Source organism: Trinickia sp., from assembly GCF_036503415.1.
In the GTDB taxonomy this organism is placed as follows: Bacteria; Pseudomonadota; Gammaproteobacteria; order Burkholderiales; family Burkholderiaceae; genus Trinickia.
This window is the reverse complement of the sequence record NZ_DASXWY010000055.1, coordinates 1-5,793: the sequence shown is the minus strand read 5'-3', so window position 1 is coordinate 5,793 and position 5,793 is coordinate 1. Positions and strand designations below refer to the sequence as shown.

Here is a 5,793-nt window from a genome sequence, read left to right as displayed (position 1 = left end):
GATATCAATGCCGTCGAAGCCGGACTGGCGAATCAGCTCGATCACACCATCTCCAATCGAGCACTCGCGCTGCGCAACTTGATCCTCCTGCAAGCCGATCAGCAAGACCAGATCGCGATCGAGACGACGCGCTTCGACAAGGAAACGCAGACCTACGAGGACGCGCGCGCCAAGCTGGCGACGATGTTCCAGAACCCGCAGACGACACCTGAAGAGCGCGCGCTGCTCGAACAGATTCGTCAGCAGGGGGAGCTCTCGTTGCCGCTGATGATGAAGGCGAAGGAACTCGCAATGGCCGGTCAGCGCGAGGCGGCCTATCATGTGCTGCGCGCCGATCTGCGTCCTGTTCAGGCCAAGTGGTGGAAGCTCGTGCGCGAATTGCGCGAGCTCGAGCGCCAGCAAAACGACATCGAAACGGCCAGCGCCAAGCAGTTGTACGACATGAGCCGCACGCTGATGATCGGACTCACCGTGCTCGCGGTCATCCTGAGCGTCGCGTCGGCATTGATCATTACGCGCAGCGTACTCAAGCAGCTCGGTGGCGAACCCGCAGCAGCAGCGGAAGCGGCCAACCGCGTCGCTACCGGCGACTTGACCGTGCGCGTGGCGACTCAGCCCGGAGACGACGCCAGCCTGATGTACGCGATGAAGACGATGCGCGACAGCCTCGTCGGCATCGTGGGACAGGTTCATCGCAGCACCGGCGCGATTGCGACGGCGGCGAACCAGATTGCAAGCGGCAATCTCGATCTCTCGTCGCGCACTGAAGAGCAGGCAGCATCGCTCGAACAGACCGCCGCATCGATGGAAGAGCTTACCGCCACCGTGCGCCGCAACTCCGAGCACGCGCGCCAGGCGAATGTGCTCGCCACGTCGGCATCGGGTGTATCGGAGCGGGCCGGTTCGGTCGTGTCGGAAGTCGTACAGACGATGGGCAGCATCCACGAGGCTTCCCAAAAGATCGTCGAAATCATCAGCGTCATCGACGGTATCGCCTTCCAGACCAATATCCTCGCGCTCAACGCGGCTGTCGAGGCCGCGCGCGCCGGCGAGCAGGGGCGCGGCTTCGCCGTCGTCGCGAGCGAAGTCCGCTCGCTCGCTCAGCGTTCGGCCACCGCGGCCAAGGAAATCAAGGCGCTCATCGGCGGCTCGGTCGAGCAGGTCGCGCTCGGCAACAAGCTCGTACAGGAAGCCGGCACGACGATGAGCGAAGTGATGGATAGCGTGAAAGGCGTAACACTGATCATGGTCGAGATCATGAGTGCGAGCGAAGAACAGGCCACCGGCATCGAGCAGATCAATCAGGCGCTCACGCAGATGGACCAGGTCACGCAGCAAAACGCGGCGCTCGTCGAGGAGGCCGCGGCAGCCGCCGAGTCGATGCGCGAGCAAACCGCAGCGCTCGTCCACGCGGTCGGCGTGTTCAAGCTCGAGCAGCCGGGCGGTGCATACGAGGTCGAGGCGGTGACGCATGGCGTGCCGGCGTCGGCGAGCGCGCCCCGGCGCCTCGCCCGGCCCGCGGCGGCACTCATCGCTCACGACGTGCAGCCGGCCTGAGCATCGCACTCTATTTTCATCACACGTTCGCTTGAATGGCCGCCGCGCGCGATATCACGCGCCGGCTGCGGTGCCGCGACCATGCGGCACGGGCAATGGCGGCCATATAGCGGGGGCTGAACTCGAAGGAAGGGATCGTTCATGAGCTGCAAAGCGCTGAGCTCCTCCTCTGGCACCGAACACACCGAGACCCACGCGCAGGAGCGGCATGCGACCGTGAGTGCGTTCGGGCCGAGCGCCGAGCGCCGCGAGCCGTGCGCACCGGCGAATGTGTTTTGGCACGCGGGCACCGTTTCCGGCGAAGCGCGCGCGCGCCGCTTCGGCTGCGCACCGCTCACCTTCTGGCTGACCGGCTTGAGCGGTGCCGGCAAGTCGACGATCGCGTACGAGTTCGAAAATCTGCTGATTCGCGACGGGCAGCCGTGCGCGGTGCTCGATGGAGACAACCTGCGGCACCGCCTGAACTGCGACCTCGGTTTTTCGGAGCGCGATCGTCATGAAAACGTGCGGCGCACCGCCGAAGTCGCCCGCTTGATGAACGAGAACGGGCTGATCGTCGTAGCATCGCTCGTATCGCCGTACCGCGTCGATCGGGAGACTGCCAAGGCGATCGTCGGCGCAGACCGGTTCGTCGAAGTCCATGTGAGCACCTCGCTCGATGTATGCGAGTCGCGCGATCCGAAGGGGCTCTATCGCAAGGCGCGCAGCGGCGAGCTTCGTGGATTCACGGGCGTATCGTCGCCCTACGAGCCGCCCGCCGAGCCCGCGCTGGTCGTCGATACGGCCGCGTCGACGCCGGCCAGTGCGGCGGCGGTTCTTCACGCCTACCTGCGTGAGCAAAACGGAGGTGTCGATCGTGTCGCTCATGGCTGATCGTGCGAACAGCGTGCCCGAGCCCCATGCGGCGCGGGCTTACGATGTCTTCAACGGCGACGCCGATGGCATATGCGCCTTGCATCAACTGAGGCTCGCGCGACCGTTGCCGGCCGCACTGGTGACGGGCGTGAAGCGCGATATCTCGCTGCTGGAGCGCGTGCCGCGAAGCGCGGGTATCGAGGTCACGGTGCTCGACATCTCGCTCGATGCGAATCATGCGGCGCTCGTCGATCTGCTCGATGCAGGCGCGCGCGTCGTCTATTTCGACCATCATGCGGCGAGCCGTGCGTTCGCGCACACGCAGTTGCGTTTCGTATGGGACGACTCGCCCGACGTGTGTACGAGTCTCATCGTCGATCGCGAACTCGGCGGGCGGTTTCGCCGCTGGGCGATCGCGGCCGCGTTCGGCGACAACCTCGATGGCGTGGCGCGGCGGCTGGCAGCCGACGATGGATGCACGGCGAACGAGACCGATGCGCTCGAGACGCTTGGCCGCATCCTCAACTACAACGCCTACGGCGAAACGCTCGCCGATCTGCACGTTCCTCCGGACCGGCTTTATTGCGAGCTGCACCCATACGACGATCCGCTCGCCTTCATTGCCGATGCGGACTGCTACAAGGCGCTGGCCGCCGGCTATCGCGCGGATCTCGCGCGCGTGGCGTCCGTCGAGCCGTATTGGCGGTGCGAGGGTGCGTCCGTCTATATGCTGCCCGATGCCAGCTGGGCGCGGCGGATTTCGGGCGTGCTGGCGAACCGGCTTACGCAGTGCGAACCGGGGTGTTCGTTCGCAGTCCTCACTGAATGCGCGAGCGGTGCCTATGGCGTCAGCGTTCGCTCGGGCGACGCGCGGGCACGGCCTGCCAACGTGCTGTGCGAGCGCTTCGCGAGCGGCGGCGGGCGGCGTGCGGCTGCAGGCATCAATCGATTGCCCGCGGATGAACTCGAGGCTTTTCTTGCTGCATTTCGCAGCTATTTCACAGGGGCCGATCCGAGCGGGAGAGCGCTGGGACCGGGACCCGATCCAACCTAACCTACTCATTCGACCGAGACCAAACGATAAGGACTCCTGTCTATGAACAAGAGCAACCCGACCGGGGGAAACGGGAACCGTCCGGTGCCCGTGCTGATGATTCCGCTGCGCCGCTGTGGATCGCACGCGCTGCGGCTGCGACTCAATTTCAATCCGCAGTTCTACTCGCCGTATCCGCTGCATATCGTCGACTTCATGCCGCTTTTGCCGCTTTACGGCGACCTCGAAGACGACCACGCCTACTTCCGTCTGGTGAGCGATGTCGTTGGCCTGCAGGCTGTCAGCATGGTCAAGTGGCCTGGCGTCGTGTTCGATCCGGTTGAAATATTCGAGGCCATCCGCCGCGCGCCGCGCAGCGTGCATCGCATCGTATGGGAACTGCTGCTGCGCTCGGGGGAGGCACGGGGCGCACGCATCGTCATGGACAAGTCGCTCGACAGCGTTCACTACGCCGACGAGCTGATGCGGCTCATGCCCGATATGCGGTTTCTGAACGTCGTGCGCGATCCGCGCGCGCAAATCGCGTCGATGAACAAGGCGATCATTCACGACTTCGATACGCTGCTCAATGCGCGGACATGGGTCGAGGCGCATCGGGCAGCCGATTCGCTGCTCGAGCGCTATCCGGAGCGCGCGATGACGATTCGCTACGAGGATTTCCTCGAGGACCAGGAGGCTACGCTGAGGAAGATCTGCGGGTTTTTCGGCATCGACTATTTGCCGCAGATGCTCGACGTGTCCCGCTCGGCGGAGGCAAAGCAGATCGCGCGGATGTCGGCGCTCTGGTCGTCGAACTGTTTTGCGCCGATCCCGGCGAATATCGACAAGTACAAAGCGCAACTGTCGATCGATGAGATCGCGATCATCGAAACGCTGACCGCGCGGTATATGCGGCGTTACGGCTATGAGTTGGCGACCGATGCCGCGATCGAGATCGATCCATCGAACTTCGATGCGGCGCGCCGTCTTTCGGATGAGCGTAAGCACGAAGCATGGCGGACTCTGGAGGCAACGAATTTCCGCGACTACGTATTGCGACGCCAGCGCGCCGAGTATCTCGCGACCGTGCGCGTTCGCATGGAGACGTTGCGCACCGCGCGCCAGCCGGCGGGCGTAGCGGACCGGCAGCGGCTCGACGAGCTCGTGACGCCGTTCGAAGTGACCGACTGAGCGCGCGATCGGTTGCGGCGCATCGTCTATACGGACCCAAGGAGGTTCCCATGTCTGTGCCTTTGTCCTGGCTGCAAGCGCAAATTGCGCTTGCCGGCGCATCCGGCTTGTCGATCGGTTTCACGCTCGGGCTCGTCGGCGGCGGCGCCGGCACGCTGGCCGTCCCGCTGTTGCTGTACGTCGTTAAAATTGGCGATCCGCATCTTGCGATCGGCACGACGGCCGTGGCGATTGCGTTGACGGCGTTCGTCAACCTTGTCACCTATGCGCGCGCCGGTCTCGTGCATTGGCGCACGGGCGCGTTGTTCGCGACGGCGGGCGTGGTGGGCGCGTTTGCCGGCTCCACGTGGTCATTGCGCGTCGACGGCAGCGCCATGCTGCTGCTGTTGGCCGGCATCGTGGCGGTTGTCGGCGCGCTGATGTTCTCGCGTGCGCAGGGCGGCAGCGCGTCCGAGCCGGGCCCGCTGCCGCGCGGGCGCGGATTGGCAACCGCGGGGGCGGGCGTTGCCGTCGGTAGCGTATCGGGCTTTTTCGGGGTGAGCGGCGGTTTTCTTTCCGTACCGGCGCTGCATCTGATTGCACGCATTCCGATGCTCGAAGCGGTGGCGTCGTCGCTTGTTTCCGTTGTCGCGTTCGGCACGACGACGGGCCTCAACTATGCGATGGCCGGCAAGGTCAGCGTGCCGCTGGCGCTATCGCTCGTCGGCGGCGGGCTGGTGGGTGGGCGTGCGGGCATGCGCATGGCGAAGACCCTTGCGCGGCGCGGCGCGCTCCTGCGCCGGCTGTTCGCCCTGGTGCTGATCGCAATCGCCGCCTATATCGCCTATCGTAGTAGCGCGCCGCGCTGAACCGCCGGCTCGCATCCAACGAACAATCGTAGAACCTGAGACGAACACATGAGTACTATTTATCGATCGGTAGAGTCGGTCATGGTGACGCGCACGGTCACGACGAACCGCATGGACCACCTGGACTGGCTGGAAGCGGAATCGATCCACATTCTGCGCGAGCTGGTGGCGGAATGCGCCAAGCCTGCGCTGCTGTTTTCGGGCGGCAAGGACTCGGTGGTGGTGCTGCACCTGGCGCTCAAGGCGTTCGGGCTGGGCGCGAACCGCAAGACGGTGCTGCCGTTTCCGCTGGTGCATATCGACACCGGT

The 5,793-nt window shown here is 64.9% G+C and carries 6 protein-coding genes; all 6 read left to right on the top strand.

From position 1 onward, the window contains the following. The coding region (locus tag VGL01_RS07620) for a methyl-accepting chemotaxis protein (RefSeq protein ID WP_331568250.1) at positions 1-1,557 on the top strand (1,557 nt) is incomplete at its 5' end. A 141-nt stretch (positions 1,558-1,698) separates the two neighbouring features. Continuing rightward, a complete protein-coding gene (gene cysC, locus VGL01_RS07615) occupies positions 1,699-2,430 on the top strand; it encodes an adenylyl-sulfate kinase (RefSeq protein WP_331568249.1) in 732 nt (243 codons plus the stop codon). Beyond that, positions 2,423-3,466, top strand: coding sequence for a DHH family phosphoesterase (locus VGL01_RS07610; RefSeq protein WP_331568251.1), 1,044 nt, complete (start codon positions 2,423-2,425; stop codon positions 3,464-3,466). The genes cysC and VGL01_RS07610 overlap by 8 nt, the downstream gene beginning before the upstream one ends. Positions 3,467-3,508: 42 nt before the next feature. After that, the gene (locus VGL01_RS07605) at positions 3,509-4,636 is read left to right on the top strand and encodes a sulfotransferase (protein WP_331568248.1); all 1,128 of its coding nucleotides are present in this window, start codon (positions 3,509-3,511) and stop codon (positions 4,634-4,636) included. Between the two features lie 50 nt (positions 4,637-4,686). After that, the gene (locus VGL01_RS07600) at positions 4,687-5,484 is read left to right on the top strand and encodes a sulfite exporter TauE/SafE family protein (RefSeq protein ID WP_331568247.1); all 798 of its coding nucleotides are present in this window, start codon (positions 4,687-4,689) and stop codon (positions 5,482-5,484) included. Between the two features lie 81 nt (positions 5,485-5,565). Beyond that, positions 5,566-5,793: phosphoadenosine phosphosulfate reductase family protein (locus VGL01_RS07595; RefSeq protein WP_331568246.1), on the top strand; the 228-nt coding region annotated here is incomplete at its 3' end.